Annotated in this window: 27 protein-coding genes, 1 rRNA gene and 2 pseudogenes; 12 read left to right on the forward strand and 18 right to left on the reverse strand. The window is 73.7% G+C overall.

The window, feature by feature from the left end; genetic code table 11:
• Window positions 1–28: 28 nt before the first annotated feature.
• Window positions 29–955, reverse strand: coding sequence for an LLM class F420-dependent oxidoreductase (locus tag ACIRYZ_RS28980; RefSeq protein WP_402949647.1), 927 nt, complete (start codon window positions 953–955; stop codon window positions 29–31).
• A 142-nt stretch (window positions 956–1,097) separates the two neighbouring features.
• On the opposite strand from ACIRYZ_RS28980, the gene ACIRYZ_RS28985 reads away from it, so the two are divergent.
• On the forward strand, window positions 1,098–1,451 hold the full coding sequence (locus tag ACIRYZ_RS28985) for a DUF6401 family natural product biosynthesis protein (protein ID WP_402949649.1): 354 nt from the start codon (window positions 1,098–1,100) through the stop codon (window positions 1,449–1,451).
• Between the two features lie 125 nt (window positions 1,452–1,576).
• Entirely contained in the window at window positions 1,577–2,356 is a 780-nt protein-coding gene (locus ACIRYZ_RS28990; protein WP_402949652.1) for an alpha/beta hydrolase, read from the forward strand.
• A gap of 90 nt (window positions 2,357–2,446) precedes the next feature.
• Here the strand turns inward: ACIRYZ_RS28990 and ACIRYZ_RS28995 are convergent, their stop codons facing one another.
• The 5 genes and pseudogenes from ACIRYZ_RS28995 to ACIRYZ_RS29015 form a co-directional block, all read right to left on the reverse strand.
• Window positions 2,447–3,433, reverse strand: coding sequence for an ArsR/SmtB family transcription factor (locus tag ACIRYZ_RS28995; protein ID WP_402949655.1), 987 nt, complete (start codon window positions 3,431–3,433; stop codon window positions 2,447–2,449).
• Between the two features lie 184 nt (window positions 3,434–3,617).
• Window positions 3,618–3,818: pseudogene (locus tag ACIRYZ_RS29000) on the reverse strand (cysteine hydrolase); the annotation flags it as partial.
• Between the two features lie 39 nt (window positions 3,819–3,857).
• Window positions 3,858–4,362: pseudogene (locus ACIRYZ_RS29005) on the reverse strand (RNA-guided endonuclease TnpB family protein); the annotation flags it as partial.
• Window positions 4,363–4,430: 68 nt separating this feature from the next.
• Window positions 4,431–5,882, reverse strand: a complete 1,452-nt coding sequence (locus ACIRYZ_RS29010) for a sensor histidine kinase (RefSeq protein WP_402949715.1) — start codon at window positions 5,880–5,882, stop codon at window positions 4,431–4,433.
• 14 nt (window positions 5,883–5,896) lie between these two features.
• Window positions 5,897–6,616, reverse strand: coding sequence for a response regulator transcription factor (locus ACIRYZ_RS29015; RefSeq protein ID WP_402949658.1), 720 nt, complete (start codon window positions 6,614–6,616; stop codon window positions 5,897–5,899).
• Between the two features lie 233 nt (window positions 6,617–6,849).
• On the opposite strand from ACIRYZ_RS29015, the gene ACIRYZ_RS29020 reads away from it, so the two are divergent.
• The 6 genes from ACIRYZ_RS29020 to ACIRYZ_RS29045 all read left to right on the forward strand — a co-directional run bounded on the left by ACIRYZ_RS29020 (window position 6,850) and on the right by ACIRYZ_RS29045 (window position 11,404).
• Complete coding sequence (locus ACIRYZ_RS29020) at window positions 6,850–8,217, forward strand: ferric reductase-like transmembrane domain-containing protein (RefSeq protein WP_402949661.1); 1,368 nt, start codon at window positions 6,850–6,852, stop codon at window positions 8,215–8,217.
• A gap of 47 nt (window positions 8,218–8,264) precedes the next feature.
• Window positions 8,265–8,765 (forward strand): FMN-binding protein, encoded by a 501-nt coding sequence (locus ACIRYZ_RS29025; protein WP_402949664.1) that lies wholly within the window; start codon window positions 8,265–8,267, stop codon window positions 8,763–8,765.
• A 30-nt stretch (window positions 8,766–8,795) separates the two neighbouring features.
• The gene (locus ACIRYZ_RS29030; RefSeq protein ID WP_402949717.1) at window positions 8,796–9,560 is read left to right on the forward strand and encodes an FAD:protein FMN transferase; all 765 of its coding nucleotides are present in this window, start codon (window positions 8,796–8,798) and stop codon (window positions 9,558–9,560) included.
• Window positions 9,561–9,724: 164 nt separating this feature from the next.
• Window positions 9,725–9,883: a hypothetical protein gene (locus ACIRYZ_RS29035; RefSeq protein ID WP_402949666.1), complete on the forward strand. Its 159-nt coding sequence runs from the start codon at window positions 9,725–9,727 to the stop codon at window positions 9,881–9,883.
• On the forward strand, window positions 9,880–10,500 hold the full coding sequence (locus ACIRYZ_RS29040) for a cysteine hydrolase family protein (protein WP_402949669.1): 621 nt from the start codon (window positions 9,880–9,882) through the stop codon (window positions 10,498–10,500). The genes ACIRYZ_RS29035 and ACIRYZ_RS29040 overlap by 4 nt, the downstream gene beginning before the upstream one ends.
• A gap of 10 nt (window positions 10,501–10,510) precedes the next feature.
• Window positions 10,511–11,404 carry an SAM-dependent methyltransferase gene (locus ACIRYZ_RS29045; protein ID WP_402949672.1) on the forward strand — a complete coding sequence of 298 codons (894 nt, stop codon included), beginning with the start codon at window positions 10,511–10,513 and terminating at the stop codon, window positions 11,402–11,404.
• Between the two features lie 32 nt (window positions 11,405–11,436).
• Here ACIRYZ_RS29045 and ACIRYZ_RS29050 read toward each other — a convergent pair whose 3' ends face one another.
• The 8 genes from ACIRYZ_RS29050 to ACIRYZ_RS29085 all read right to left on the reverse strand — a co-directional run bounded on the left by ACIRYZ_RS29050 (window position 11,437) and on the right by ACIRYZ_RS29085 (window position 19,808).
• Window positions 11,437–11,769, reverse strand: a complete 333-nt coding sequence (locus ACIRYZ_RS29050) for a hypothetical protein (RefSeq protein WP_402949675.1) — start codon at window positions 11,767–11,769, stop codon at window positions 11,437–11,439.
• Window positions 11,770–11,827: 58 nt separating this feature from the next.
• Window positions 11,828–12,844 (reverse strand): hypothetical protein, encoded by a 1,017-nt coding sequence (locus ACIRYZ_RS29055; RefSeq protein ID WP_402949678.1) that lies wholly within the window; start codon window positions 12,842–12,844, stop codon window positions 11,828–11,830.
• A complete protein-coding gene (locus tag ACIRYZ_RS29060) occupies window positions 12,841–13,767 on the reverse strand; it encodes an ATP-binding cassette domain-containing protein (RefSeq protein ID WP_402949680.1) in 927 nt (308 codons plus the stop codon). Before ACIRYZ_RS29060 ends, ACIRYZ_RS29055 begins: the two co-directional genes overlap by 4 nt.
• 40 nt (window positions 13,768–13,807) lie before the next feature.
• The gene (locus ACIRYZ_RS29065; protein WP_402949683.1) at window positions 13,808–14,215 is read right to left on the reverse strand and encodes a GntR family transcriptional regulator; all 408 of its coding nucleotides are present in this window, start codon (window positions 14,213–14,215) and stop codon (window positions 13,808–13,810) included.
• Between the two features lie 91 nt (window positions 14,216–14,306).
• A complete protein-coding gene (locus ACIRYZ_RS29070; RefSeq protein WP_402949685.1) occupies window positions 14,307–15,782 on the reverse strand; it encodes a DUF2079 domain-containing protein in 1,476 nt (491 codons plus the stop codon).
• 180 nt (window positions 15,783–15,962) lie between these two features.
• Window positions 15,963–16,706, reverse strand: coding sequence for a hypothetical protein (locus ACIRYZ_RS29075; RefSeq protein ID WP_402949688.1), 744 nt, complete (start codon window positions 16,704–16,706; stop codon window positions 15,963–15,965).
• A 183-nt stretch (window positions 16,707–16,889) separates the two neighbouring features.
• Complete coding sequence (locus tag ACIRYZ_RS29080; protein ID WP_402949691.1) at window positions 16,890–19,406, reverse strand: DUF4132 domain-containing protein; 2,517 nt, start codon at window positions 19,404–19,406, stop codon at window positions 16,890–16,892.
• Window positions 19,407–19,808 (reverse strand): hypothetical protein, encoded by a 402-nt coding sequence (locus ACIRYZ_RS29085; protein ID WP_402949694.1) that lies wholly within the window; start codon window positions 19,806–19,808, stop codon window positions 19,407–19,409.
• Between the two features lie 114 nt (window positions 19,809–19,922).
• Here ACIRYZ_RS29085 and ACIRYZ_RS29090 point away from each other — a divergent pair, with 114 nt between their 5' ends.
• Both ACIRYZ_RS29090 and ACIRYZ_RS29095 read left to right on the forward strand, forming a co-directional pair.
• Window positions 19,923–21,506 (forward strand): phytoene desaturase family protein, encoded by a 1,584-nt coding sequence (locus ACIRYZ_RS29090; protein WP_402949696.1) that lies wholly within the window; start codon window positions 19,923–19,925, stop codon window positions 21,504–21,506.
• A 179-nt stretch (window positions 21,507–21,685) separates the two neighbouring features.
• Complete coding sequence (locus ACIRYZ_RS29095; protein WP_402949698.1) at window positions 21,686–22,297, forward strand: TIGR03086 family metal-binding protein; 612 nt, start codon at window positions 21,686–21,688, stop codon at window positions 22,295–22,297.
• An 89-nt stretch (window positions 22,298–22,386) separates the two neighbouring features.
• Here ACIRYZ_RS29095 and ACIRYZ_RS29100 read toward each other — a convergent pair whose 3' ends face one another.
• Window positions 22,387–23,097: a hypothetical protein gene (locus ACIRYZ_RS29100; protein WP_402949700.1), complete on the reverse strand. Its 711-nt coding sequence runs from the start codon at window positions 23,095–23,097 to the stop codon at window positions 22,387–22,389.
• Window positions 23,098–23,547: 450 nt separating this feature from the next.
• On the opposite strand from ACIRYZ_RS29100, the gene ACIRYZ_RS29105 reads away from it, so the two are divergent.
• Complete coding sequence (locus tag ACIRYZ_RS29105) at window positions 23,548–24,207, forward strand: hypothetical protein (RefSeq protein ID WP_402949703.1); 660 nt, start codon at window positions 23,548–23,550, stop codon at window positions 24,205–24,207.
• A gap of 26 nt (window positions 24,208–24,233) precedes the next feature.
• Here ACIRYZ_RS29105 and ACIRYZ_RS29110 read toward each other — a convergent pair whose 3' ends face one another.
• Both ACIRYZ_RS29110 and ACIRYZ_RS29115 read right to left on the reverse strand, forming a co-directional pair.
• Window positions 24,234–25,043: a phosphotransferase gene (locus tag ACIRYZ_RS29110; RefSeq protein ID WP_402949705.1), complete on the reverse strand. Its 810-nt coding sequence runs from the start codon at window positions 25,041–25,043 to the stop codon at window positions 24,234–24,236.
• 108 nt (window positions 25,044–25,151) lie between these two features.
• Window positions 25,152–25,469, reverse strand: a complete 318-nt coding sequence (locus ACIRYZ_RS29115) for a phospholipase domain-containing protein (RefSeq protein WP_402949708.1) — start codon at window positions 25,467–25,469, stop codon at window positions 25,152–25,154.
• A gap of 55 nt (window positions 25,470–25,524) precedes the next feature.
• On the opposite strand from ACIRYZ_RS29115, the gene ACIRYZ_RS29120 reads away from it, so the two are divergent.
• Window positions 25,525–26,268, forward strand: coding sequence for an RNA-guided endonuclease InsQ/TnpB family protein (locus ACIRYZ_RS29120; protein WP_402949710.1), 744 nt, complete (start codon window positions 25,525–25,527; stop codon window positions 26,266–26,268).
• 76 nt (window positions 26,269–26,344) lie between these two features.
• On the opposite strand, the gene rrf is transcribed toward ACIRYZ_RS29120, so the two are convergent.
• Window positions 26,345–26,427 (reverse strand): 5S ribosomal RNA (gene rrf / locus ACIRYZ_RS29125); the annotation flags it as partial.

The following is a 26,427-nucleotide window of genomic DNA, read 5'->3' on the forward strand; positions in this document are numbered from 1 at the left end:
ACCCGGCGCGGACCCGCAGGACGGACCTTCAGCCCAGCTGAGGGGCGACCCGGGAGGCGATCAGCTCCAGGTGGTCCAGGTCGGCCAGGTCGAGCACCTGGAGGTAGACCCGCTCGCTGCCGACCGCCGCGTACCGGCCGATCTTCTCCGCGACCTCGTCCGGGGTGCCGGCCAGGCCGTTGGCCTTCAGCTCGTCGACCTCGCGGCCGATCGCGGCGGCCCGGCGGGCCACCTCCGCGTCGTCCCGGCCGACGCAGACGACCAGAGCGTTGGAGTAGACCAGCCCGTCGGCCGGGCGCCCGGCCCGCTCGGCGGCCTCGCGGACCCGGCCGAACTGGGCGGCGGTGTCCTCCACCGAGGCGAACGGCAGGTTGAACTCGTCGGCGAAGCGGGCGGCCAGCGCCGGGGTGCGCTTCGGGCCGTAACCGCCGACCAGCACCGGGATGCGCTCCTGGGCGGGCTTGGGCAGCGCGGGCGAGCCGGTGAGGGTGTAGTACTCGCCGGAGAAGTCGAAGGTGTCGCCGAGCTTGGTCTTCCACAGCCCGGTGATGACCTCCAGCTGCTCCTCCAGCCGCCCGAACTTCTCCTTGGGGAAGGGGATGCCGTAGGCGGTGTGCTCGGCCTCGTACCAGCCGGCGCCGAGGCCGAACTCGACCCGGCCACCGCTCATCGCGTCCACCTGGGCGACCTGGATCGCGGTGACGCCCGGCAGCCGGAAGGTGGCGGCGGTCATCAGGGTGCCGAGGCGGATGGTGCTGGTCTCGCGGGCGAGGCCGGCCAGGGTGATCCAGGCGTCGGTGGGGCCGGGCAGGCCGTCGGCGTCGCCCATCTTCAGGTAGTGGTCGGAGCGGAAGAAGGCGCTGAAGACGCCGAGGTCCTCGGCGGTGCGGGCGACCTTCAGGAGGGTGTCGTAGCTCGCGCCCTGCTGGGGCTCGGTGAAGATGCGGAGATCCATGCGGGCCATTCTGGTACAGACCACCCGCCCGTGAGCGCAGGGAACCGGCCATGCCACGGAACGTTCCGAAGGTGGCCAAGGTCTCACCACGGAACCGTCACGGGTCGGCTTGCCCACCCGCTGGTTCGCCTACCTTGGACGGATGTTCGCGACCCCCGACGAATCGTTTCAGCCCTCCCCCGACAGGCCGGACGGCTGCCCGCTTCCCGGCATCGTGGCCTCCTTCACGCCCCGGCTGGCCGAGCTCGCCTTCGAGCCCGGCTTCGTCGCGGCGGTCGACCAGCACGTGGCGATGCTGCGGGAGCTGCTGTATGCGCAGGGGCCGGAGCTGGCGCCCCGGCCCCTGGACCGTGCGGAACTGGCGGACTACGCGCTGGGCTTCCTGGACGCGCTGGCCGAGATCGGCTGGCGGGAGCCGGTGGGCTACGACTACGCCGTTCTCCGGCTGACCGCGATCTGCTGGCTGGTGCGCGAACAGGGCCTGCTGGAGGTCTGAGCTCTGCTACCGGTTCCGAGCGCGCCCGGTTGTCCGGGATGGTTCCTTCGGGTGAACGCTCCGGCCGTCCGCACGCGTACAGTGGCGACCCGGAGGATCGGGCCGTGTGGCGGGAGGGTGCGCAGGTGATCGGAAGCGGTACGGACAGCGGTACGGACAGCCGTGCGGCCGCGCACCGGGTGCTGCAATGGCGGGTGCGGCCTTCCGGGGCCCGGGCCGCCGTCCTGGTTCTGCACGGGGGCGAGGAGCACAACCTCTCCCGGCCGGGCCGCCTCAACCTGCCGCTGCTGCGGATGCGCGGCTTCCTGCGCTCGCTGGGCCACGACACCGCGGGCGCCGGGATCGCCGTCGGCACCGTCCGCTACCGCCACCGCGGCTGGAACGGCGAACGCGCCGACGCCGCCCGGGACGCCCTGGCCGCCCTCGACGAGGCGGCCGCGCTGCTCGGCCCGGTGCCGACCGTCCTGATCGGCCACTCCATGGGCGGCCGCGCCGTCCTGCGGGCCGGCGGCCACCCCTCCGTCACCGGCCTGGTCGCCCTCGCCCCCTGGTGCCCGGCCGAGGACCCCTGCGAGCACCTGGCCGGCCGCGACGTCCTGCTGCTGCACGGCGACCGCGACACCGTCACCCCGCCCGCCGACACCCACGCCTTCGCCGCCCGCAGCCGCGCCGCCGGCGCCCGCGTCTGCGGCTACACCGTCACCGGCAGCGGCCACGCGATGCTCCAGCGCATCCCCGACTGGCACCGCGCCACCACGCGCCTGACCACCGCGCTCCTGGGCCTGCGCCCCCTCCCGGCCGAGACCGCCTCGGCGCTGGCGCTGCCGGCCACCTCACGGGAGGCGCTGACGCTGCCGCTGCCCCGGCAGCCCCGGGTCGCGCCGAACCTGCCGGCGAACGTCTGAGGCCGCCACCCCGGCGCGGTGACCGCCTGGGCGGGTGAGCGCGTAGCCGGGTGCACCTGTGCGGATGCGGGTGCGGAACCGCCGGGGCTGCTAGGAAGCGGCCGGGGGCGCGGGGAGACGGCCGGCCAGGAGGGCGCGGCCGAGCGGGGTGGGCCGGTGGGTGACGGTGCGGCCGTCGCGCTCCTTGGCGCTGAGGCCGGATTCGGCGAGGACGGTGGCGTGTTCGCTCGCGGAGGCGGTGGAGATGCCGAGCAGGGCGGCCAAGTCCTTGGTGGAGCACGGGCCGTGGTCGGCGATCGCCTCCAGGGCGGCGGCCCGGGTCTGGCCGAGCAGGGCGGTGAGGGTGCGGCTCGGGGTGGGTTCGGCTTCGGCGAACAAGGGGCCGTTGATCCTGGCGGGGTAGAGGAGGACGGGCTGCTGCCCCGGGTCCTCGAAGCGGGCGATGACGGGGCGGCGGACGCCGAACACGCAGGGCTGGAGCAGCAGTCCGCGACCGTCCAGTCGCAGGTCGTGCCGGCAGCCGCCGACCAGCGGGAGGGTGAGCACCGGGCGGCGCCAGGAGATCGCCGGGTGCAGCGAGCGCAGCACCTGGTCCGGCTCGGTGATCCTGCGGCGGAGGCCGTGCTCGGTGGTGACGATGGTCTCGATCTGCCGCCGGTAGGGGTCGATCGCCCGGGTCTGGTACTCGGCGGTGACGTTGCCGAGCAGCTTCCTGGCCCGTCGGTCCCCCGTCGCCACACCCCGGGCGAAGGCGCTCAACTGCCGTTCCCCGCCGACCGATCGCAGATGCTCGCGGAGCGGCTCCTCGGGCGCCTCTGCGGTGGCGCACTCGGTAGCTCCGGGGTCGCGGCGGACGGTGAGGAACTCCGGGATCGCGGAGCGGGTGTAGAGGTCGAAGAGCAGCGCGGTGCGCGGGTTCCAGGAGGAGCGCAGCCGGTCCCGCCAGGGCTTGAAGCGCGGATCGCGGTGCCCGCTGACCAGGGCGTGCACGCTCAGTGACAGCTCCATCGACATGTCCGGACGCGCGGCCACCCGGAGGCGTTCCAGGTCGTCCCTACCGAAGAAGATTCGCAGCACGGTGCCGATCGTCGCCCCGGAACCGCCCGGGCCGCAAGGCAGTTCGGCGAGAACCGAATCGTTTGCGGGCGGTCCGGGGCCCGGCCAGGCTCGTAGGGGGCGCCCGGGTGACGGACCGGACGGCCGCCGGGGAGCGGGCCCGGGGCGCGGGGGTGTGCGCCCGGGCCCGCTCCCCCGGCTGAGGTCAGGCCAGCTCGGCCGCCGGCTCCACCACCACCCCGTACAGGTCCCCGATCGTGGCCAGGGCGCTCCGGTGGACCTGATCGGCGGTCAGCTCCGCGCCGGCGGAGGGCAGCGGGCGGGTCGCGCCGGCGTCGGCGACAACGGCGGGGCGGTTGCCGCGCAGGAAGGCGCCGGCGGTGGTGAATGCGACGCACATGTGGGTCTTGACCTCCTCCCCCTCCTCGAAGGAGGGGGATTCCCCTCAGCCTCGCGGCTGAGCCACTGCGCGTGAGCGCTGCGGTGGGACGACTTCCTGCTTCATCGACGACCGCCCGCCCGGAGTGCTCCGTTGAGGTCTTGCACCGTCTCCACAGGCTGTCACCGCCAGTCCGGCGGCCAGGGTGTTGCGTGCCGCGTTCACGTCCCGGTCGTGGACCGCTCCGCAGTCACACTCCCACTCGCGGATGTTCAGCGGCATCGTGTCGCGAATGGTTCCGCAGGCCGAGCACAGCTTGGAGCTGGGGAACCACCGGTCGACGGTTATCAGGTCGCGGCCGTACCAGGCGCACTTGTACTCCAGCATGGTCCGCAGCTCGGTCCAGGAAGCGTCCGAGATGGCTCGGGCGAGCTTCTTGTTCTTGAGGAGGTTGCGGACGGTCAGGTCCTCGATCACGACCACTTGGTTTGTGGACGAGTCGGGTTGTGAGCTTGTGCAGGAAGTCACTGCGCCGGTCGCCGACCCTGGTGCGCGCCTTCCGCCGCCGGCTGGACACCACGCCGACGGACTACCGCCGGCACTTCCGTACGGTCGCGCCGCTCACACCGCTCACGCCGGTCACGCCCCCGGCAGCCGGACGGTGAACGACGTACGGCCGGGCCGGCTCGCCACCGTCACCGTGCCGCCGTGCGCCTGGACGACGGCCTGGACGATGGCCAGCCCGAGCCCGGTCGAGCCGGTGGCGCGCGAACGGGCGCGGTCGCCCCGGACGAAGCGTTCGAAGACCCGGTCCAGCAGCTCCGGAGCGATCCCCGGGCCCTCGTCGGTGACGGTCAACTCGACGTGTCCGTCGGCCGGTTCGAGGCTCAGCTCGACCCCGGTGCCGGGCGGGGTGTGGGTACGGGCGTTGGCCAGCAGGTTCGCCACCACCTGGCTCAGCCGGTGCTCGTCCCCGGACACCAGCACCGGTTCCTCGGGCAGGGCGAGGCGCCAGCGGTGCCCGGGGCCGGCCGCCCGGGCGTCGGCGACGGCGATGAGCGCGACCCGGGTGAGGTCCACCTCCGCCTCGGCCAGCGGGCGCCCGGCGTCCAGGCGGGCGAGCAGCAGCAGGTCCTCGACGATCGCGCCCATCCGCAGCGCCTCGGCGTCGATCCGCTCCAGTGAGTGCCGCACCGGCGCGGGCACGTCCCCGGGGTGGCGCAGCGCCAGCTCGGCGTGGCCGCGCACGGTCGCCACCGGGGTGCGCAGCTCGTGGCTGGCGTCGGCGGCGAAGGCGCGCAGCCGCTCCTCCACCGCGTGCCGGCGGGCGAGGGCGTCGCCGACGTGCCCGAGCATCCGGTTGAGCGCCGCCCCGACCCGGCCGACCTCGGTGCGCGGGTCGTCGTCCGGCACCCGTTCGGCCAGCATCACCGCGCCGCTGGCCAGCGGCAGGGCGCTCACCCGCTCGGCCATGCCCACCACCCGCCGCAGCGGGCGCAGCGACCAGCCGACCCACACCGCCCCGGCGGCGCCGGCCGCGGTGACGGCGATCGCGAAGACGGTCAGCTCCAGGGTCTCCAGCCGCTCCACGGTGTCCTCGGCCGGGCGCAGCGGCAGCCCGCTGACCAGCACGTCGCCGTCCCGGCCCGCCACCGCGCGGACCCGGTAGCGGCCCAGCGTCCGGCCGAGGTCGAGGGTGCCGGCCGGGCCGCCGACCGGCAGGGCGGCCAGGGCGTGCTGCTGGGCGGGCGAGAAGGCGACCCGGTCGTCCTCGTCGTCGGGGTTGTCGGCGTCGTCGGCGTCCCCGTCGACCACACCGGCGGCGGTGACCCGGCCGTCCAGCAGCCGCACGCCCAGGGTGCCGGGGGTCTGCGCCCGGGTGTCGGGGCCGGCGCCCGTGCCGGTGTGCTCCAGGCTGGCGGCGTAGCGGCCGCCGGCCTCGGTGAGCTGCTGGTCCAGACGGTCGACCAGGAAGTGGCGCAGGGCGGCCGCGGTGGCCAGGCCGACGGCGGCGCAGGTGACCACCAGCAGCACCAGCAGGCCGGCGATCAGTCGGGCGCGCAGGGTGCGGGGCAGGAGCTTCCGAGCCACATTCACGGCGCGCTTCACGGCGCGGCCTTGATCAGGTAGCCGGCGCCGCGCACGGTGTGGATCATCGGGCTGCGGCCCGCGTCCAGCTTCTTGCGCAGATAGCTGATGTACAGCTCCACGATGTGCGCCTGCCCGCCGAAGTCGTACGACCACACCGCATCCAGGATCTGCGCCTTACTGAGCACCTGCCGGGGGTGGCGCATCAGATAGGCGAGCAGCGCGTACTCGGTCGGGCTGAGCTCGACGGTCTCGCCGCCCCGGGTCACCTCGCGAGCCCGCTCGTCCAGCACCAGGTCGCCGAGCACCAGCGCGTGCGCGGGCACCGGGCGCGGCCCGGCGGGCGGGGCGGCACGGCGCAGCAGCCCGCGCAGCCGGACCACCACCTCGGCCAGGCTGAACGGCTTGGTCACGTAGTCGTCGCCGCCCGCCGCGATGCCCGCGATCCGCTCCTCGACGGCGTCCCGGGCGGTGAGGAAGAGCACCCGCACCTCGGGCTGCCCGGCGTGGACGCGGCGCAGCACCTCCAGGCCGTCCAGGTCGGGCAGCATCATGTCGAGCACCACGGCGTGCGGACGCCATCGGGCCGCCGCCGCCACGGCCTCCGTACCGGTGGTCGCCCCCCGGGCCTGCCAGCCCTCGTAGCGGACGGCGCCGCAGACCACCTCGACCACGTCCGGTTCGTCGTCGACGACCAGGACGCGCCAGTCCGGGCGGTCGGTGGCGGTGTCGTCCATGGGGCTCCTCGGGTCGGCGATGGGGCGACGTTCATTCTGGCCTGCCGCGATGAGAAACCCGTGAGATCACCGGGATCGGTTCGTGGGCCTGCCTATCAGCTCCGACCTGCGGCAATGGTGTCACCGGCGGGTGTCGCGGCGGCTCCGGTTCAGAGGTGGCTCAGAGCTTGCGGTGCCATCGTGGACCGCCTCGGCGGGGCCGTGCCACCGCCGGGAGCTGAGGAGGATCCCCGATGACCACTGCCACCGTGCCGAAGTCCCGGCCGAGCGCCGCCGGCCCCCGCCACCGGGCGGCGCCGCGCCCGCCGCTCGCCCTGCCGCCGCGCGCGGCGCTCGGCCTGATCGCCACCGGGGCGCTCGGCGTGCTCGGGCTGTGGTGGGTGAACACGCCGGAGGTGGTCGGCGCGGCCGGCTGGCTGACCGGCGCCGGGCGGATCACCGGACTCCTCGCCGGATACGCGGCACCGGTGCTGCTCCTGCTGATGGCCCGGCTGCCGCCGGTGGAGCGCGGGGTCGGCGCCGACCGGCTGGCCCGCTGGCACGCCTTCGGCGGCCGGTGGCTGGTGTCCCTGGTCACGGTGCACCTGCTGACCGTCATCTGGGGCTACGCGCTCACCGACGGGCGCGGGCTGGTCGACGAGGGCGTGGAGATCGTCTTCCACTACCCCGACATGCTCAAGGCCACCTTCGGCACCCTGCTGATGCTCGGCACCGGCGCCGTCTCCGCCCGGGCCGCGCGCCGCCGCCTCTCCTACGAGACCTGGTACTACCTGCACCTGGCGACCTACCTCGCGGTGGCGCTGGCCTTCGCGCACCAGCTGACCACCGGCGCCGACCTGGGCGGCGGGCCCGGCCAGGCCGCCTGGTACGCGCTCTACTTCGGGACGGCGGCACTGGTCGGCTGGTTCCGCCTGCTGTGGCCCTGGCTGCTCGACCGGCGGCACGCGCTGCGGGTGGCCGAGGTACGGCCGGAGGGCCCGGGCGTGGTCTCGCTGTTCCTGTCCGGCCGGCGGCTGGACGAACTCCGTGCCGAGCCGGGCCAGTTCTTCCGGCTCCAGTTCCAGGCGCCCGGGCTGCGCTGGGCCGCCAACCCGTACTCGCTGTCCGCTCCGCCGCACCCGGAGTTCCTGCGGTTCACGGTCAAGGACCTCGGCGGGCACAGCGCGGCCGTCGCCGGGCTGCGCCCGGGCACCCGGGTACGGGCCGAGGGGCCGTACGGGGCGTTCACCGGGCGGCAGCAGCGGCAGCGCAGGGTGCTGCTGCTCGGGGCCGGCGTCGGGATCACGCCGCTGCGGGCGCTGTTCGAGACGTTGCCGGGCCAGGTCACGCTGGTCCAGCGGGCCCGGCGCGCGGAGGACGTGCTGTTCCGGGCCGAGCTGGCCGAGGTCTCCCGGCAGCGCGGCGCGGCGGTGCACGAGTTGCTCGGCTCGCGGGAGCAGGTCGGGGACCTCGGGGCGGCGCTCGGCCGGCTCGTCCCGGACCTGGCCGAGCACGAGGTGTACCTGTGCGGGCCCGAGGCTCTCACCGAGGAGGCCGTACGCGCCCTTCGGGCCGCCGGCGTGCGGCCGGGGCGCATCCACCACGAGTCCTTCGCCTTCTGAGTCCCGCCTTCTGAATCCGCTTACGTACCTGAGGAGTTGTTCCGCTCATGCGCCGAGCCGTCGTCACCGGTGCCGCCACCGCAGCCGGGGTGGTGCTGCTGCTCTCACTCAAACCGCACCAGGCGGCCGGGCCCGCGCCGGTGATCAGTTCGGGGGCGGGTTCCTCCGGATCCGACTCCGGTTCCGCCTCCACCTCCGGGGCCGGGTCCGGGTCCACCGGTGCTGCCTCGGCCCCCTCGGCCGCGCCCGCGCCGGCCTCCTCCGGCGGCACCACCCGGAAGATCAGCGGGGACACCGTGAACACCCGGTACGGCCCGGTGCAGGTGCAGGTCACGCTCGCCGGCAGCCGGATCACCACCGTCGACGTGGTCAAGTACCCCAACGAGGAACGCCGGGACCGCGAGATCAACAGCGGTGCCCTGCCCGTGCTCAACCAGGAGGCGATCTCCGCGCAGAGCGCCCGGATCGACGTGGTCAGCGGCGCGACCTACACCAGCGACGGCTACGTCCGCTCGCTGCAGAGCGCGCTCGACCGGGCGAAGAGCTGAGGCCCGGTGCTGCGCCACGCCGAGCCCGTGATGGGCACCGTGTTCTCGATCGCCGTCCGCGACCCGGGCCCGGACACGCCCGGGGCGCTGCGGCGGATCGTCGAGCGGCTGCACCGGATCGACGCGGTGTTCTCGACGTACCGGCCGGAGAGCCAGATCAGCCGGCTCGGGCGCGGTGAACTGGCCCTCGCGGACTGCGATCCGGAGGTCCGCACGGTGCTCGCCGCCTGCCGCGAGGTGGCGGCCGAGACCGACGGCTACTTCACCGAGCAGCCCGGCGGGCGACTCGACCCCAGCGGCTGGGTCAAGGGCTGGGCGGTCGAGGAGGCGGCCGCGCTGCTGCGCGCCTCCGGCGCCCGGCAGTACTGCGTCAGCGGCGGCGGGGACGTGCAGACCTCCGGCGGCCCGTGGCGGATCGGCATCGCCGACCCCCGGCAGGACTCCGCGGACCCGGGCCGGCTCGTCGCCGTACTGAGCGGCCGCGACCTCGCGGTGGCCACCTCCGGCACCGCCGAGCGCGGCGCCCACATCCTCGACCCGCACACCGGCCGCCCCGCGGACGGACTCGCCTCGCTCACCCTGGTCGGCGCCCCGGGCACCGGCATCGCCCGCACCGACGCCTGGGCCACCGCCGCCTTCGCCATGGGCCCCGAACGCGCGCTGGCCTGGGCCACCCGGCGGCCGGCCATCGAGGCGCTGGCCGTGCTGCCGGACGGGACGAAGCGCTGGACGCCCGGCCTGCCCCAGCACCTCCCGCCGTCCGGTCCCGCCGACTGGCAGCTCGCGGCGCGCTGACCCGCCCGTCCAACGTCCGTATCGCTGAACCGACTTCACTCCATCAGGTGAACCCCGCGATCATGCCTCGCCCGTCGCTCCACCATGGTCAATAGTGGGAGACCGATCGGGTACGGAACGCCCGGTCCGACCACACCCGAGCCGAGCTGGATCGAGGAGGCCATGTGACACCCGTCGTCGCCCGCGCGGCCGGCCGGGGAACGGGCGCGGAGCCCGCGACCGCCTTCGGGCGCGCCCCGCACCGGATCGCCGCCGTGGACGCCGCCCGCGACGCGCTCGCGAACCGCGCCCCGATCGGCGCGCTGCCGGGCCCGGGCGCATGAGTGCCCCCACGGGCGCCCCGACCGGCCGTACCGCACTGGTCGTCGTCGACCTGCAGAACGACTTCTGCGCCGGCCCGGTGGCCGCCGCCCGCTACCCCGGCGACCCGACCCGGCTCGCCACTGTCGCCGCCAACACCGCCCGGGCCGTCGAGGCGGCCCGCGTGCACGGCACCGAGGTGGTCTTCGTCCGCTTCATCGGCGATCCGGTCCACCAGGGTGCGAGTTGGCGCCACCGCGACGCCGTGCTCGGCAAGCGGCCCAAATGTCTGGACGGCAGCTGGGGCGCCGAGTTCCACGCCGTGACCCCGGCGCCGGAGGAGGCGGTGTTCACCAAGGCGGCCTGCTTCGACGCCTTCCTGAGCGAGGGCTTCGAGGCGCACCTCGTCAGCGGCGGGGTCCAACACCTCGTGCTGGCCGGAGTGTTCGCGGACGTCTGTGTGGACAGCACCGCCCGGACCGCCTTCCAGAAGGGCTTCCACGTCACGCTGCTCACGGACTGCACGGCCGCGCTGCACCTGCCGGACGAGGCGATCCTGGACTTCATGCGCCGGGTCTACGGCGCCCGCGTCACCACGCACGACCGACTCGCCGTCTGGACACGGCATCCCGAGACCTGAGGAGCAGCCCATGGGTGCTGGCGTAGACGAGATCACCGGTGTGGACGAGGGCGTGGCACTCGCCGCCCTCCTGGTCGCCGCCGCCCGCGCGATCGAGACCCACCGCCCCGACGCCCTCGCCCGGGACGCGTACGCCGAGCACTTCGTCCGTGCCGCCCCCGCCTCCGCGCAGTGGCCCGTCCACCCCCGGGACGTCCCGGACGGCGACGCCGATCCGCTCTGGGGCCGGCTCGGCCGCTACTTCGCCCTGCGGACCCGGGCGTTGGACGACCAACTGCTGCGCGCCGTCCAACTCGGCACCCGCCAGGTGGTCCTGCTCGGAGCCGGCCTGGACGCCCGCGCGTACCGGCTGGACTGGCCGCCCGACTGCGTCCTCTACGAGGTCGACCGCCCCGGGGTGCTGGCCTTCAAACAACGGGTGCTCGACGGCCTCGACGCCCGGCCCCGGGTACCGCGCCGGGTGCCGGTCGAAGCCGACTTCCGCACCGACTGGGCCGCCGCCCTCACCGCCGCCGGGTTCCACCCGGACCAACCGACCGCCTGGCTCGCCGAGGGTCTGCTCCTCCACCTGCCCGGCGCCGTCGAACGCGACCTCTTCGCCGCCGTCGACCAACTCAGTTGCTCCGGCAGCACCTTGGCCTACGAGGCCGAGATCGGCGTGGAGTCGGCAGCGGTGCGCGACAACCCCGTCCACACCGCCACCCGCGAACGCACCGGCGTCGACCTGCTCGCCCCCTTCGACGCCGAGCCCCGCCCCGACACCCTCGCCGACCTCACCGCCCGCGGCTGGTCCACCACCGCCCACACCCCCTTCGAGTTCACCCGTCACTACGGCCGCGGCCCGCTCCCCGAACCGGACGGCACCCTGGCGGCCAACCGCTGGGTCTTCGCCGTCCGCCCCTGACCGCTGAGGCCCGTTACGCCCCCTGCACGCTGCTACGCACGCACCTGCTGCGCCGCCCGCCAGGCCTCCCGCGCCACCAGCGGCGCCAGGTACGACCACCGCCGCGAACCGTCCGGACACACCCGGCCCTCGACCAGCGCCGACACCGCCCGACGGGTGAACGGCAGCCACACCGCCATGTCGTGCTCGAAGGTGCTGTGGCAGGCCTCGCGCCGCCGGTCGATCTCGGCGGCGTCGAGCCGCGCCCGGACGGTGGCGACCAGCGTGTAGCAGGAGGCCGGCTCACTCCAGCCCAACCAGCCGATCACCGGCGAACCGACGTCCTCCGGCAGCAGGCCCAACTCCTCCTCCAGCGACCGGTACACCAGCGCGTAGAAGTCCTCGGCCGCGAGGTGGGCCAGGTCCCGCTGCTCAGCTGACCGGTCACCCCCGGATCCGCCGGAACACGGCGACCAGGATCAGCGCTGTGAGCCCCAACAGGATTCCGGCCTCGACCAGTTGGATCGGCACCAGGTGGCCGGCGGGGTGGTACCGGAGCCAGGAGGCGGTGGCCTCGTCGCACCGGTGCGCGAACTGGCACTGGTCGCCGCCGATCCGGCTGCCGTCGGGCATGATGGCACCCCGGTCGATCAGCCAGGCGTTGGTGGGCTGCGCGGCGCCCAGTCCGGTCATCTTGTCCGGCAGGCCGGCCACCTCGTCCACCACGGGGTAGAAGGACGGGCGGCCCCAGCGGATCAGGCCGTGGACGGCCACGACCAGCGTGGCCGTGATGAACATCGCGGGCAGCGTCCGGCGCACCAGCTGACCGGCCAGGACGCCCAGTGCCAGGGCGAACAGCGACCAGGCGACCGGCGCGATCCCGAGGGCCGGGTAGGTGAAGAACTGGAACGGCGGATCGAAGGCGACCGGCCCGTGCACGATGTCCACCCACCACACCAAGCTCATCAGCGCGGCGAGCACACCGGAGAAGGCCAGCGCGGCGAGACCGGGCACCGCGAGGCGGGCGGCCAGCCAGCGCACCGGGCTGACGGACTGCGCGCGGATCAGCCGGATCGTGCCACGCTCGTACTCCCTGGCCAGCAGCGGCGCGCCGATGAACACACCGATCAGCAGCGGGACGGCGGTGACGGCGGGCTGGAGGACCCGGAGGTACCAGAAGTCCGGTTCGTCGATCGGCGACAGGAGGGTCCAGCACTGGGTGCTGCCCCAGGTCTCCGGGCTGTAGCAACCGGTCCGCCGCAGCACGCCCACGACGTGGTGGCAGGCGATGTGGATCCAGAGCAGATCGGCCATCGCCAGGACCAGCAGTGCGCCCAAGCTCCAGAGCAGAAAGCGGTCCTGACGGAGCACCAGCCAGAGCAGGCCGCGCAGTCGGGGGGTCGCGGAGCGCTTGACGCCGGCGGACGCGGCGGACCGATCGGTCAGGACGTTCGTGCTCATGCGGCGGCCTCGTCGTTCCGGTGCTCGTCGGGTCGGTGCTCCTCGGGTCGGTTCTGGCTCCGGGCGGCACCCGGCCGCGGGTCGGCCGGCCCCCGGAGGTAGCCGAGCAACAGGTCCTCCAGGCTGGGCCGTTCGCTCTCCCACCGGCCGTCCAGCGGCTCCCCGGTGCGCACCAGCGCGGTGGCCCGGCGCCCGCCGACCCGCTGCTCGACGACCAGTTCGGCCGGGAGGCCGGCCGCCTCGGCGGGCCCGGTGAGCAGCTGGTGCCCGTCCAGGATGTCGTCCAGCTCACCGGCCAGCCGGATCCGCCCGCCCTGGACGAGCAGCAGGTGGTCGATGACGCCGTCCAGTTCGGGGAGGATGTGCGAGGACAGCACGATGGTGGTGCCGCGCTCGGCGGCGACCGACATCAGGGTGCCCATGAGCTGATGCCGGGCGAGCGGGTCGAGGTCGGCCATCGGCTCGTCGAGCAGCAGCAGGTCGGGGAGCTTGCCGAGGGCGAGCGCGAGGGAGACCCGGGTGCGCTGGCCGCCGGAGAGCGAGCGGATCCGCGCTCCCAGCCGCAACTCGCCCTGGTCAACGATGCGTTGGGCCGTTCCGTCGTCCCAGACGGGGTTGAGTTCGCGGCCCATCCGCAGTGTCTCGGCGACGGTCAGGCCCGGGTAGAGCGGCTTGTCCTGCGCCACGTAGGCGACCTCGGCACGCAGTCCGGGTGCCGCGGCCGACTCGCCGAACACCCTCAACTCACCCTCGGTGGCGTCGAGTTGGCGGGCGGCGAGGGAGAGCAGGGTGCTCTTGCCCGCGCCGTTGGGGCCCACCACGCCGCAGATCCGCCCGGTCGGGACGGTGAAGTCACAGCCGCGCAGGGCCCAGCCGCCCCGGTACCTCCTGCCGAGGCCGACGGCCTCCAGTGCCGGAGTCATGGTCGTCGGGTCGTCGTCCACCCGGTCCCCCCACTGTCTCTCAGTTCGGTGTTGCCGGGGAGACCCCGGTGTCAAAGCGCTGCTCCAGCACGGAGGCCATCAGCGCGGCGATGTCCTCGCGCTCCAGCCCGGCCTCCCGGGCCCGGTCCACCCACCCGACCAGGTCCGCCCGCAGCGGCCCGTCGGCCGCCGCCCCCGGCCGGGCGAGCGAGCGCCGGACGAAGGTGCCGAGCCCCGGGCGGGGCTCGACCAGCCCCTCGCGTTCGAGTTCGCGATAGGCCTTCAGCACGGTGTTGGGATTGATCGCGGTGAGCTCGACCACCTCACGGGCGGTCGGCAGCTTGTCCCCGGGCTGGAGCAGTCCGAGCCGCAGCGCCTGCTTGGTCTGCTGCACGATCTGCTGGTACGTGGAGACGCCGCTGCGCCGATCGATGCGGTACTCGATCACACCCGTTGCGGCCTTTCACTAGTTCAATAGTGGAATGGTGGCCCACTGCGGCGCGCGGGTCAAGCCGAACCCAGGGGGTCCACTGCTGAGGTCAGGGGCGTTTCAGCAGGAGCAGACCGTCCTGGTCCACCAGCCGCCGGTAGCCGAGGTCCTGGTACACCACCAGCATGCTCGCGGTGGCGGCGGCGGCACACGGGGACTGGACGCTCGGATCCCGCAGGTCGACCGCCACCCACTCCGGCGTCGGTACCACCGGCACCTGGCACACCAGGGTGACCTCCGCCCGGCCGGTGAGCTGGGCCGCCAGCCGGTTGGAGGCGGCCACCGTGGCGTCGTCGGGTATCAGGCGCAGCAGGGCCCGGGTCTCGGCGAGCCTCGGCGGGGTGCGCCAGGCCTCGGGCATCACCACCTCGTGCAGCGGGTACAGCGGCAGCGTCACGGCCGTCACCAGCATGCTCACGGCGAGCGCGCGTCGGACCCGGCGGGCGTCGGGCCCGCGCAGGGCCCCCGGGCGCCGCAGGTCGCCGGAGCCGCGCAGCGCGTCGATCAGGGCGGCGAACACGATCGGCATCAGCACCGCGCTGTAGTGGTAACTGACGCCCCAGTGATGCGGGTTGGTCGAGAGCAGCCGCCAGCCCAGGGTGGGCGCGCAGAGCAGGAGGAGCGGCGAGCGCAGGCAGAGGAACCCGCCGGTGGCGGCGAGCAGGAAGAGCAGCAGCCACTTGATCGGCGGCCAGCCGAGCCGCAGCGGCACGGCCCACGGCGAGGGCCGCCCGCCGCCGTCCAGCTGCTGCCAGTAGTCGAAGCTCCCGCTGGGGTTGAACGCCGGCAGCACGACCAGCAGGGTGAGCGCGGCCGCGGCGACGCCGACGGCGGCGAGGGCGAATCCGGGCAGCGGGCTGCGCCGGTCCTGCCGGGCCTGCCAGGCGAGAAGCAGGCCGACGGCGCCGACCGTCAGCCCCAGGTCCTCTTTGACCAGCAGCAGCGGCAGCGACCAGAGCGCGGCTGCCAGCGGCCGTCGGCGCCCCAGCGCGGTGGCGGCGAAGGCGAGCAGCGGGACGGCGAACGCGATCTCGTGGAAGTCGTCGGCCGCCGCCCGGACGATCCCCCAGGAGGCCCCGGTGGCGCAGCCGACCACCAGCGCGACCCGCGGCCCGGCCACCTCGTGCGCCCAGCGGGTGAGCGGGACGACGGCCGGCGCCATCAGCAGCGCCTGGGCGATGACGAGGGTGAGGGCGCTCGGGAAGACCCGGTAGACGGGGGCGAGCACGGCGATCAGGGGGTGGAAGTGGTCCCCGAGCAGGTGGTAGCCGGGCCCCTTGAGCGGGACGATCGGCGCCCGACCGTGGGCGTACGCCCGTACGGCCTGCTCGAAGATGCCCAGGTCATAGGCCTTGGTGAGGCCGCGTCGGTGCCGGTTGACGGCGACGCAGGCGTACAGCGCGGCGAACCCCGCCGCCAGGCCCCAGGCGAGCACGGCGGGCCGGTGCAGGAGCGGCACCGCGCGTGGCAGCGGTCGGGGGCGGGGCGGGCGGTGCGGACGGAGCGGGGAGAGGGCCAGCGACATCGGCAAAGTACCCTTTCACTATTCGATTAGTGGAAGGGTGGTGGAAGTCCGAACAGCCGTCAAACCCGGTCCGCCGACGCCGACCGGGCCTTCGTCATGCCCTCCGGGACCCCGGTGCGGCGGGGTCGCCCGCGTGCAGTGACGTACGCGGGCGACCACGCCGCAGGTCGTTCGAGCGCCTTACGCCAGGGTCACCCCGACGGTCGCGGTCCAGATGTTGTCGTTCGAGGCTGTGGGCGCGACGGCGCTGCCCCAGGCCAGTACCAGCCGGGTGGGCGACAGCGCGGAGAAGCCGAAGGTGTCCCCGGGCCACACCGAGCCGGTCCCGAAGCCCTGCGAGACCCGGACCGGGGCGGACAGCCCCCCGTTCGTCGTCGAGTAGGTCCGGAGGTACTGGGCGTAGCCGCGCGGGTCGCTGCTCGACAGCCAGCCCACGTACACGATCCCGGGCGGCCCGGCGACCACCTGCATGACGTGCGGGACGTTCAGGGTGTCCGCGGGCACCTGCACCGGCGCGGACCAGGTCGCACCGTGGTCCTGCGAGTACGACAGCCATCCGGTGTCGCTGTTCGAACCCTGGGCGTCCCAGGTCGCGTACAGCGTGCCGTCCTGGCCGAGCGCCTCGCTGCCGTCGATCCACCACTCGCCGTTGTTCATCGTCCCGGCGTCGCCGCCGATCCGCACCGGCTGCGACCAGGTCGCGCCGCCGTCGGTGGAGCGGGTCGCGTAGGTGTAGGCGACGGTCAGGTCGTCGGTGGGGACGTTGGTGACGACGTAGCCCTGGTAGAGCACGTCGATCGAGCCGTCCGGCTCGACCACGACGGGCGCGCTGTCTGCGCCGCTGTTCGGATAGCCGGGGGTGACCCCGGCGCAGAGGCCGGCTATCAGGGATCTGAGCGCGGCGCGACGTGGACGCGCGTGCACGGCTGAACTCCTCCGGGTGGAAGCGAGTTGAGGGTAGCGGGCCGTCAGCACCACCGTCGCCTCCGGCCCCCGGACGGGATTCCCCCAACTGCCGCTTCCGAAGCCCCTTGCCCACGGCCCCTGCCGACGCCCCGCCGCCCGGCGCATCGTCCGGTCGGCGGGGCCCGCTCGCGTCTCAGGTGGTCAGCGCGGGGCGATCTGGCTGGTGATGGTCGGATCGGTGATCGCGCTGTCACGGGCCAGCAGCAGCGCCTTGCTGAGGATGACCGCCAGCATGTGGTCACCCTCGAAAGGCAGTTGAGGCCGGCCGTCGGCCGGCCCGTCGGTGCCGGGAACGATGCACAGATAGGTGTCGTTCGGCGACATCAGGATGTTGCCCGAGCCCAGGTGGATCCGGTACGTCCGCAGCTCGCCGCGGACCTCCAGGAAGCGCCCGTCCACCGTGCAGCGCTCCCCCACCGCGAGCCGGGGCAGCAGCCGGGCCAGCAACTCGCCGCGCTCACGAGCGCTCTGCGACAGCTCGCCGAAGCTGAACGACTGCCAGTAGTCGCGGTACCGGCCGTCCGGCCCGCCGTCCGACCAGGCCGGGTCGTTGCCGACGCTGGTCACGCCCACGAACAGGTCGACGTCACGCAGCACTTCGCTCAGCACCAGCGGCGGCACCTCGGTGAGCGGCACCGGCTCGACGAGTTGCACTCCGGGCCGCATCACCGGACCGTACTGGCCGCTGCCCGCGTGGGTGGCGTTCTCCGGCGCGTCGATCGGGTAGAAGCGCACCTGGTCGGTCCCCAGGTGCTCGAAGTTCGCCCACAAGTCGGCATCCATGCCGTGCACCCGGAACTCGGCGCGCAGCCCCCACTCGGGCAGCAGCCGCTTCGGGGCGGCGAAGGAGTTGTCCACCGCGAGTTGCAGCTGACTGTGCCAGCCCCGGGCGGTGGCCAGGGCGTGGAACCGGTGCTGGCGCAGGACGTGCGCGGCGAAGCGGTTGGAGTACACCCGGGTGTGCTCCTCGGCGGCGGTGAGCAGGTACACCTCCCGGTGCGCCTGCTTGAACGGCTGGACGAGGCCCTGGCGTTCCAGCACGGCGCGCCAGGCGAGCACGCTCTCGGGCGGGCAGGCGACCGGGTGCCACAGCTCGACGGAGGCGTCGGCGGCGGGCGCGAGTTCGTCGCCGGTCACGGTGCGCAGGGCGCCGTCCAGCCAGGCACAGGCGGTGCCGTCCACGGTCCAGATCAGTCGGCGGGCCAGGGTACCGACCAGCGGGTGCTCCAGGAGGCGCTGCCGCCAGGGGCCGTAGCGCCAGCTGCGTCGCGCCAGGAACTGCCGGTCCAGCCGCTCGGACTGGGCGGTCAGCATCTTCTCCAGGTCCTTGACCGTGGCCTTGAACTCCTTGAGTCGATCGGCGTGTTCACGGCGCACAGAGGCGGGCGGGGTCTTCACCGCACGGCCGGCCTCGTTGTACCAGGTCTGGCGGGCGCGGGAGCCCTCCACCACCAGCTCCACCCGGGCCTCGCCGCCGAAGCGTTCGACGCGTCGGCCGATCTCGGTCAACCCGTAGGAAGGGACTGCGAGTTCCTCGATCTCGGCCCGGCTGAGACCGAGTGCGGCAGCCCGGTCCCGGAGCGCCTTGTCCAGTTCCCTGACGGTGCCCTTGTACGTCACCCGGGTGGTGAGGAGGGCCAGTTGGGCGAGGCCGTCCTCACCGTCCAGACGGGCGAGGCAGTGCACGGCGGCGTTGGCCACCTTGGGCGCCCGGGGGCCGATGCCCGGTGCCTTGCGCAGCGCGGACTCGACCAGCCGGGCCAACACCCGGGCGGTGTCGGGATGGGCCGGGGTCAGTGCCAGCAGCAGGGCGAGTCCGCGCAGCGCGTCCAGGTTGTGGGGGTCGAACTGGTCGACCCCCTCACCGCGTGGCTCCGCGACCAGGTCGAGGGTGCGCGGGCGACCGACCAGCGAGAGCCATTCGGTGATCCGCTCGCGGGCCCGCTCGGGGCCGACCACGTCGATCAGGGCGCGCCCGGTCCGTTCCCAACGGGCAGTCGGTTTGGCGGACTTTGCCTCGACGGCGTGCTTGACCAGATCCGCCCACGGCCGATCGGTGCCTGCGGGCGAACCGGGCTCGTCGAGCGCGGCCAGGACCTGGTCCGCCCAGGCCTCGCCGGGGCTGAGCAGCGGCTCGGGCAACGCGGCCGCGAGGTCGATGACAAGGCTGTAGTGGGGCCGGACCATCAGCGCCGACCGGCGCACGGCGGCGACCACCGCACCGTCGACCGGGCGGCCGGCCGCGAGCTCGTCGCTGATCAGCTGCTCGGCCTCGTGCAGCTCGGTGAGGTACCACTGGCGGCCCATCAGGTGGAGCCTGTCCTCGCGAAGCTCGCGGGCCGGCCCCTGCGGAAAGCCCTGAGAGACCATCGAGGCCAGCCTGATCAGCGCACTGCGCTGCTGTGTCGCCTTCTCGGTCTGCACGGGCCGCCAGAGCATCAGCATCCAGTGCACCAGGCTCGCCACCAGCGCACCCCGGGTGTTGCGGTGCAGCTCCAGCACCCGCTCGCGAACGGGCACCACGCGCTCGGCGGACCAGTCGCCCGCGACGGCGGTGTCGACCTCCATCAGCGCGCGGCCGATCGCGTCCACGTGCCCGGTGTCGAGCGCGTCGAGCAGCCGCCCGATGGCGGGGTCGAGCAGATCCGTCGTTGTCATTCAGCCACCTACCAGCGGAACAAGTTTCAGAAAACACACCTCGGTGTCGGTGCGCAGGTCCAACTCGGCGTCCAGCTCCTCGACCTGGCGGTCGCCGACCAGCACCAGGAACCCGTTGCAGCCGAACGCCTCGACCGCGCTCAGGAACTGCCGCTCGGGATCGATCACCTGGCCCGGCGCCCGCATCCGGAACCCGTTCAGGGTCCGCTCGGCCTCGGTCGGCTGCACCAGACCGTGGAACACCTCGGGGAGGCAGGCATTGTGCTCGGCCACCTCCTGGAGCACCCGGCGGCGGATCAGCTCGCGCAGCGTCAACCGCTCCTCGTCGACGGGGAGCCACAGCCGCCAGGCATCCCGCCGCAGCCCCGATGTCGTCTCGTCGACGAAGGTCACTGTCGCCATGGCGAAGACCCTAGCCAGCGGCACCGACAGCCGGTCCGGCGGGACGGGTCCGGGCGGCCGGCCGCCCGGTGCGGGGCTGTTCCCCACCCCGGCGAAACACCGTAGCGTGGCCGCATGAACACGCACACGTCCTCCCGGTACGACGCCGTGATCGTCGGCGGCGGGCACAACGGCCTGGTCGCCGCCGCCTACCTGGCCCGCGCCGGGCGGCGGGTGCTGGTCCTCGAACGGCTGCCCCGGGTCGGCGGAGCCGCGGTCTCCACCCGGGCCTTCCCGGGCGTGGACGCCCGGCTGTCGCGCTACTCCTACCTGGTCAGCCTGCTGCCGCGACAGGTGGTCCGGGACCTCGGGCTGCGGCTCGACCTGCGACGGCGCCGGATCGCCTCGTACACGCCCACCGTTCGGGACGGGAAGCCCACCGGACTGCTGGTGGAGGCCGCCAACCCCGGCCGCACCCGGGACTCGTTCCGGGCACTGACCGGCACCGACCGGGAGTGGCAGGCCTGGCAGCGCTTCTACGGGATGACCGGCCAGGTCGCCGAACGGGTGTTCCCGACGCTCACCGAGCCGCTGCCCTCACGCGCCGAACTGCGCCGACGGATCGGGGACGAGGCCGCCTGGACGGACCTGTTCGAGCGGCCGCTCGGCGAGGCCGTCGAGCGGGCCTTCGCCGACGACCTGGTGCGCGGGGTGGTCCTGACGGACGCACTGATCGGCACCTTCACCCACGCCCACGACCCCTCGCTCCGGCAGAACCGTTGTTTCCTCTACCACGTGATCGGCAACGGGACGGGCGACTGGGACGTCCCGGTCGGCGGGATGGGCGCGGTGACCGACGCACTGGCCGAAGCGGCGCTGGCGGCCGGCGCGCAGATCCGGACCGGCTGCGAGGTCACCGCGATCGCCACCGACGGCCGCGGCGACGCCGAGGTGTCCTACCGGCACCGGGACGGCGAGGCGACGGCGGCGGCGCGCCGGGTGCTGGTGAACGCCGCGCCGGCCACCCTGGCCCGGCTGCTGGGCGAGGACCCGGGGCCCGCGCCGGAGGGCGCCCAGCTGAAGGTCAACATGGTGCTGCGCCGCCTGCCGCGCCTGCGGGACACCGCCGCGGACCCGCGCGAGGCCTTCGCCGGGACCTTCCACATCGCCGAGGGCTACCGCCAGTTGGAGACCGCGTACACCGAGGCGCGGGCCGGCCGGATGCCCTCCGCGCCGCCGTCGGAGATCTACTGCCACACCCTCACCGACCCCTCGATCCTCGGCCCGGAGGCCCTCCGACAGGGCTTCCAGACGCTCACCCTGTTCGGCCTGCACATGCCCGCCCGGCTGTTCGGCGACCCGGCAACCAAGGAACGAGCGCTGGCCGCGAGCCTGGCGCAGCTGGACGCGGTGCTGGCCGAGCCGATCGCCGACTGCCTGGCCACGGACGCCGACGGCCGGCCCTGCGTCGAGGCCAGGACCCCGCCGGAGCTGGAGCGGGAGATCGGCCTGCCGGGCGGCCACATCTTCCACCGCGACCTCGCCTTCCCGTTCACCGCCGAGGACGAGGCGTCGGGCAGCGCCGCCGCCCGCTGGGGCGTGGCCACCACCCACCCGAACGTCCTGCTGTGCGGCGCGGGGGCCGTCCGGGGCGGCGGGGTCAGCGGCATCCCGGGGCACAACGCGGCGCAGGCCGTCCTGGCCGACCCGGACCGCTGACGGGCCGGGCGGCCACCCGTCGGCCACCCGCCGGTCACCCACGGCGATCGCCCGGTGGCCGTCCGGCCCTCGCAGGTGGCCTGTCCGGCCTGCGCAAGGGGTCCGGCCTCGGGAAACCTGGCAGGTCACTCCCAGTAGCGATTTACTGAGAGTGAGCAGGGCAGGAGGGAGGCCCTCCGATGGAATGTCCGCACCCACCCGGGTTCCACGCCGAAGTCCATGAACGCTACATCGCCGCCGCGGCGGAGGTGACCCGCCTGCTACGAGCCGTCACCGAGGACCGGTGGACGGTACCCACGCCCTGCCGGGACTGGGACGTCCGCGCCCTGGTGAACCACCTCGCCGCGCAGCACCTCTGGGTCTGCCAGGCGGTGGCCGGCTACACCCCCGAGGCGATCGGCCACCGCTTCGACGGCGACGTCCTGGGGCGCAACCCCATCGGCGTGTGGGCCCTGGCCGCCGACACCGCCGTCCGCGCGCTTCACCAGCCCGGCGCCCCCGACCTCCTGGTGCACCTGTCCTACGGCCTGCGCGACGTCGGCGGGTACGCCCGCGAACTGACCGCCGAAACCGTCGTCCACGGCTGGGACCTGGCCCGGGCCCTCGGCGAGGACGGCCGAATGCCGCCCGGCGCAGCCCGCTACGCCCTCGCGGAGTTCCAGGGCTACCGCAACCTGGCCGGCACCGGCCTGTTCGATCCCCCGCTCACCACACCCCCCGGCGCCGACGCCCAGCACCAACTGCTCGCCCTCACCGGCCGCGACCCGTACTGGTCCGCCGAACGGATCTGACGACGGACGAACGGATCTGCGCACGGACGAACGAGACCCTCCCCGCGCCCCGGTGCGGACGGGGCGCGGGGAGGGGACCGGGCTGGTCGTCAGGCGCGGGCGAGCAGCCAGCCGCCGAGGCCGTCGCAGGCGCCGGCGTTGTAGCTGGTGGAGCGGAAACCGGGCGGGACGGGCGAGCCCGGGCAGGCCCACAGGCCCGCACGGGCGGTGTTGTGGCGCCAGGAGCCGGCGCCGTCGCAGCCGTAGGTGGTGTGCCCGGTGATCACGTAACCGGCCACCACCGGGGAGCCCGAGCAGGTCCAGATCCCGTCGTGCGGCAGGTTGTGCTGCCAGCTTCCGATGCCGCCGCAACCGGCCCGCAGGTGGTTGCTGATCACGTACCCGGGCACGACCGGCGAACCGGAACAGGTCCATATGCCGTCGTGGACGAGGCTGTGGCGCCACGAGCCGATGCCCCGGCAGCCGTAGGTGGTGTGGTCGGTGATCACGTAACCGGCGACCACCGGGGAGCCGGAGCAGGTCCAGATCCCGTCCTTCGCCGGCTGCTGGTACCAGGAGCCGTACCCGCCACAGCCCTTGCCGTCGTAGTCGGTGATGACGTTCCCGGCCGAGACCGGCTGCCCGGAGCACGCCCACTTGCCCGCACCACCCCACGCGGGCTTGGCCTCCGCCACGGACATCCCGGAGACCGTACCGCCCAGCACGACGGCCGCGACCAGCGCGAACGCCGCCGCGGCCGCCCCGATCCCCCTGCCGATGACCGCGGTTGTCGCACGCCTCAGCAGCTGATGAACACTCATATCCCGCTCACTCCAGTCGAATCGGTGGTCGGCGAAACGTTCCGCCGCCGGACTTCCGGCGGCGGAACGGGAGTCACCCTAGCGTGGTGAAGGCGTGGGGATTCAGTGGAGATCCCGGGAAATCGGCGGCGGGGATCAGCTTGTCCGAAAGCCGCCATGACGATCCGCCGTCCCGCCCCGCCGTGACGGACAAGGGGCCGCCGGCGCCGCACGAGCATCCGGCGCAAGTCGGCACCTGCGAGCCGAGCCGTCCGGTCTCGCGGGACGGCCGTCCCGTCCTCCGCCGCGGCCGCGGGGTTTCCCCGGCCTCCCCCGGTCGGTCGCCGCGCCACCGCGCCCGGCGGGCGCGAACCCCTCGGCCCCGAGATGTGACGTGCCCCTGTCTAGTTCGTTCGCTTCCCGGTGTGGTGGGATGTGTGCCCACGGGGTGACGAGTGCTGGTGGGGGTGTGTGGTGCGGAGTGGACGGCTGCTGGGGCTGGACGGGGACGCGGCACGACTGGTCGCGGTGGGGCTGGTCCGGCTGGGAGCACGGGAACGGCTGGGCGCCACCGGCGGAGCACCCGCCTGGGTCGGCGGTCTACGGGCCGCCTCGTTCGCGGATGCGTGGCTGTCGTTCGGCGACGCACCGGCGCCCGGCCTGCGGGTGCCCGCGCCGGCCGTGCTGCGGGCCGTCGCGGAACAGGCCGCCGAGCTGGTCCTCCGGTCCTGTGGGAACGACAGGCCGGCAGCCCTGGGGTGGCTCGGGCAGCGGTCGGCCGAGGCCCGCGAGCAGGCACACCGGGAGGGCGTGGCGCACCCGGCCGAGCCCTGCGCGCTGACCCTGGTGTGGCACGGCGTGCAGGCGCTGGCCGCCGAGGACGGGCCGTCCCACGGCCGGCGCATCGAGGAGCGCGGTGCGGCGTACGTACGGGAGCGGCACCGCCGCCAGGACACCCTCGCGCTCGTGCTGTGCTGCGCCCGGATCGCCGCCGCCGCGCTGGTGGACCTGAGCGAGGGCGACCCCGAGCGGGTGGACGGGTGGCTGGAGGAGGACGCGGCGCGCGCCATGCCGCGCGGCGGGCCCGTGCCGCTGTGGGTGCCGGGGCGGCCCGCGCAGCCGACCGGCTGAACCACGGCTGCCAGGGGCGCGGTAGTTCAGCCGCCCGAGCCGACCGAACCGTCCGAGTCGACCGAACCGTCGAGGAGGAGGGCCGCGCGGTTCAAGCGGAGCCAGGCCCGCTCGGCCGCCATCTCGGCTGCGTCACCGCGGGCGAGGAAGCTCGCCCACGGCTCCTGGCCGATCCCACCGAGCCGTTCGATGCGCTCGGCCTCGCGGGACTGGACGGCGTCCAGCGCATCGAGCACGGCGGCCGGTTGCACGCCGTAGGCGGCGCAGAGGGCGTTGAGGCGGCTCCGCAGGGTGTGCTCGCCGACGATCGCGGCTCTCCGCTGCTGATCGGCGGGCCGCAGCGGCACCGCGTACCAGGCGAGCTGCGCGAGGTCGTCGAGGGCGTGGCCGGGTGCTGCGAAATCCCAGTCGATGAAGCCGACCAGCCGGTCGCCGTCCCAGATGGAGTTCCATGGCCCGAGGTCGCCGTGCCGGATGACCAGGCCGGGCCGCCACTCGTCCTCCTGGCCCTGCCAGCGCGCGTCGGCCGGTGGCCGGAAGTCCCGGACGGCCTCGTGGTACTCGCGCAGCCAGTGCCCCAGCTCGCTGATTCCGTCGGTCGAGCGCAGAGCCGACGGCCAGGGCGAGAACGCGGGTTCGCCGTGCAGCAGGGAGAGCACCTCATCGGTGCCGTCGATGCCGTGGAGCCGCGGGGCCCGGGTGAAACCCACCGCTTCCAGGTGGGTCAGCAAGGCGTGCACCGCAGGCGTCCACTCGCCGACCGGCCGGCGGATCGTCTCGCCGATCCGCCGTACCGTGGTCACGCTGCCCTTGTCCGTCGCACCGTCCTCGATCATCGGGTCAGCCTAGCCGTACGCCCTGGTCAGCGTGGCGGGGGTTGAGGCGGTGCCAGGCCGCGAGCGATCCCCGGGAACACTCGCGGTCCGGCGCCACGGGGGTGGTGATCAGCGCGGGCCGGGGTCGCTGGTGCCGGGGCGGCCGTTCTCCAGGTGTCCGGCCCAGCGGCGGCGGAACGCCGGTCCGTCCGGGGCCTCGACGGTGACGTCGTACCAGCGACTTTCGGCGCGCAGGTCGAAGGTGAATCGGGCCGAGGCGCCGGGGCGGAGGGTGCGGCTCTGCTGCGAGCCCTTCGCGTAGGCGTTCCCGGCGGTCACCGTCCGGGTCGTCGACCCGTTGTTGGAGACCGTGACGCGCACCTGCTCCTTCGACGACTCGAAGCGCGCGACCAGCTGGGCCCCGGCCGTGCCCTCGAACTCCTGCACCGAGCGTCAGTGACGTGCACTATGTTGATCTCAGCGACTGATGGGGGGTGTTCCCATGCTGTCCGGCCGCGGGTACCGGCTTGAACTCGATGCTGAGCAGGCCGAGTTGTGTGAGACGTTCGGTGACATCTGTCGTTCGGTGTGGAACACGGCTCTTGAGCAGCATCGGGAGTACCGGCGTAGTGGGGCATGGATGAACTACGTGCCGCAGGCCGCTGAGCTGGCGGAGGCCAAGCGAGAGATCCCGTGGTTGAGGGACGCGCCATCGCATGTGTTGCAGCAGACCCCGCGGGATCTGGACCGGGCGTGCCGTGAGCACGGGACATTCCGGGTCCGGTGGCGTTCCAAGGTCCGCTGGTCGCCGTCGTTCCGGTTCCCCGCCGGGAACCTGATCACGGTCGAGCGGACCGGCCGCAACGTCCGCGCCAAGGCCGGACTGAACCGGGCCATCCTCGACAAGGGATGGCACCTGCTCGAACTCGCGCTGCGCAACGCGGCGCGCACCACCGGGACGACGGTCGTCCTGGTCGACCCCGCGTACACGTCGCAGACCTGCCACGCCTGCAAGCATGTGGACCCGAAGAACCGTGAGAGCCAAGCGGTCTTCGAGTGCACGGCCTGCGGGTACCGGGACCATGCCGATGTGAACGCCGCGAAGAACATCCTCGTCGACGAGCGGACCCGACGCGCCCTCGGCGGCCTGGTACCGCTCGAAGAACATCAGCGAGTTGTCGGTGCAGTTGTCCGTCGGGGTGCCCGGCTCGCCCGAACCGCCCTGGTACAGCTTCCAGCCGCATGAGCTTTCGGCCAACTTCTGGCGGGGAAACGCGAAGAACCCCCATTCGGAATCCGGATGGGGGCTCTTCTGAATGATTGTTCGGCGGCGTCCTACTCTCCCACAGGGTCCCCCCTGCAGTACCATCGGCGCTGTGAGGCTTAGCTTCCGGGTTCGGAATGT

Source organism: Kitasatospora sp. NPDC101155 (assembly GCF_044768305.1).
Taxonomy (GTDB): domain Bacteria; phylum Actinomycetota; class Actinomycetes; order Streptomycetales; family Streptomycetaceae; genus Kitasatospora.

Coding starts and splice junctions, on each gene's coding strand:
- ACIRYZ_RS29085 (WP_402949694.1), bottom strand. CDS start 19,808: ATGGCGACAGTGACCTTCGTCGACGAGACGACATCGGGGCTGCGGCGG.
- ACIRYZ_RS29100 (WP_402949700.1), bottom strand. CDS start 23,097: ATGAGTGTTCATCAGCTGCTGAGGCGTGCGACAACCGCGGTCATCGGC.
- ACIRYZ_RS29015 (WP_402949658.1), bottom strand. CDS start 6,616: ATGGACGACACCGCCACCGACCGCCCGGACTGGCGCGTCCTGGTCGTC.
- ACIRYZ_RS29040 (WP_402949669.1), top strand. CDS start 9,880: ATGAGTGCCCCCACGGGCGCCCCGACCGGCCGTACCGCACTGGTCGTC.
- ACIRYZ_RS29030 (WP_402949717.1), top strand. CDS start 8,796: ATGGGCACCGTGTTCTCGATCGCCGTCCGCGACCCGGGCCCGGACACG.
- ACIRYZ_RS29045 (WP_402949672.1), top strand. CDS start 10,511: ATGGGTGCTGGCGTAGACGAGATCACCGGTGTGGACGAGGGCGTGGCA.
- ACIRYZ_RS28980 (WP_402949647.1), bottom strand. CDS start 955: ATGGATCTCCGCATCTTCACCGAGCCCCAGCAGGGCGCGAGCTACGAC.
- ACIRYZ_RS29020 (WP_402949661.1), top strand. CDS start 6,850: ATGACCACTGCCACCGTGCCGAAGTCCCGGCCGAGCGCCGCCGGCCCC.
- ACIRYZ_RS29025 (WP_402949664.1), top strand. CDS start 8,265: ATGCGCCGAGCCGTCGTCACCGGTGCCGCCACCGCAGCCGGGGTGGTG.
- ACIRYZ_RS29090 (WP_402949696.1), top strand. CDS start 19,923: ATGAACACGCACACGTCCTCCCGGTACGACGCCGTGATCGTCGGCGGC.
- ACIRYZ_RS29060 (WP_402949680.1), bottom strand. CDS start 13,767: ATGACTCCGGCACTGGAGGCCGTCGGCCTCGGCAGGAGGTACCGGGGC.
- ACIRYZ_RS29110 (WP_402949705.1), bottom strand. CDS start 25,043: ATGATCGAGGACGGTGCGACGGACAAGGGCAGCGTGACCACGGTACGG.
- ACIRYZ_RS29095 (WP_402949698.1), top strand. CDS start 21,686: ATGGAATGTCCGCACCCACCCGGGTTCCACGCCGAAGTCCATGAACGC.
- ACIRYZ_RS29070 (WP_402949685.1), bottom strand. CDS start 15,782: ATGTCGCTGGCCCTCTCCCCGCTCCGTCCGCACCGCCCGCCCCGCCCC.
- ACIRYZ_RS28985 (WP_402949649.1), top strand. CDS start 1,098: ATGTTCGCGACCCCCGACGAATCGTTTCAGCCCTCCCCCGACAGGCCG.
- ACIRYZ_RS29080 (WP_402949691.1), bottom strand. CDS start 19,406: ATGACAACGACGGATCTGCTCGACCCCGCCATCGGGCGGCTGCTCGAC.
- ACIRYZ_RS29120 (WP_402949710.1), top strand. CDS start 25,525: ATGCTGTCCGGCCGCGGGTACCGGCTTGAACTCGATGCTGAGCAGGCC.
- ACIRYZ_RS29055 (WP_402949678.1), bottom strand. CDS start 12,844: ATGAGCACGAACGTCCTGACCGATCGGTCCGCCGCGTCCGCCGGCGTC.